This window comes from Parabacteroides sp. AF27-14, from assembly GCF_003635425.1.
GTDB classification, from domain to species: domain Bacteria; phylum Bacteroidota; class Bacteroidia; order Bacteroidales; family Tannerellaceae; genus Parabacteroides; species Parabacteroides distasonis.
The window spans coordinates 1-1,032 of record NZ_QTLZ01000068.1; the positions used below are offsets into that span (position 1 = coordinate 1).

1 protein-coding gene is annotated in these 1,032 nt (G+C 42.6%); it reads left to right on the forward strand.

Going from position 1 to position 1,032, the window contains the following annotated elements; all coding sequences use genetic code 11:
• Window positions 1-34 precede the first annotated feature (34 nt).
• Complete coding sequence (locus DWY79_RS22415) at window positions 35-1,015, forward strand: IS982-like element IS1187 family transposase (protein WP_032536584.1); 981 nt, start codon at window positions 35-37, stop codon at window positions 1,013-1,015.
• The last annotated feature ends 17 nt before the right edge of the window (window positions 1,016-1,032 follow it).

The window sequence follows — 1,032 nt, forward strand, 5'->3', positions numbered from 1 at the left end:
AACCCGTTGGCGGAATTAATTTAAGTTGATAAATATGAGTAAAAAGTTGTACATGTCGCTGATTTTTAGTAACTTAGTGGTGATTAAAACATTAAGTTCAAACCATCGTATGTACAACCTTTATGCAAAATTCGTCAAAATACTTGAGATATGCAAGCAATTCTCTGAAAATCTCGTCAATGATTCGGGTAATGTTCCACGTCGTGGTCCTGTTCCCAAGTTTTCGGATTTGGAAGTGGTGGCGCTATCCCTGACGGCAGAGACCGAGAGCATTGATAGTGAGAAGTGGTTGTTCGACTATAAATTGCAAGAATACAAGGACAGCATTCCCAATCTCATATCAAGGAGACAGTTCAATGACCGCAGGAAGAAAACGTCAGGCCTGTGTGAGGAACTGCGCAAGCGGATTGCCATGGAAATGGATGGCGGAGAGGAACAATTCTTTGTTGACTCCAAGCCGATAGAGGTCTGTAGGGTTGCAAGAGGAAAACGTTGCAAGATGGGGCGTGCCGGCAATTTCTCGCAAGCTCCCGACTTCGGCTTCTGTGCTTCGCAGAACACGTATTATTTTGGTTATAAGTTACACGCTCTCTGTGGGTTAAGTGGAGTTATCCATTCCTATGATCTGTCAAAGGCAAGTGTGGCTGACCTCCATTATATGAAGGATGTAAAACATACTTATCACGACTGTAGCATCTATGGTGACAAAGGGTATATTGGAGCTGACGTACAGCTTGACTTGTTCGAAACCGCACACATAAGACTGGAGTGTCCGTATCGGCTCAACCAAAAGGATTGGAAACCGACATTCATTCCGTTTGCAAAGGCAAGAAAGAGGATTGAGACAATATTCTCACAACTTACAGACCAGTTCTTGGTCATCAGGAACTACGCGAAAATAACGAATGGTTTGTTTGCCAGAATCATTGGCAAAATTAGTGCACTTACCATTCTGCAATACGTAAACTTCATTAACGACAAGCCCATTGGCAGAATTAAGTATGCACTAAATTAATTCCGCCAACAGGTTTA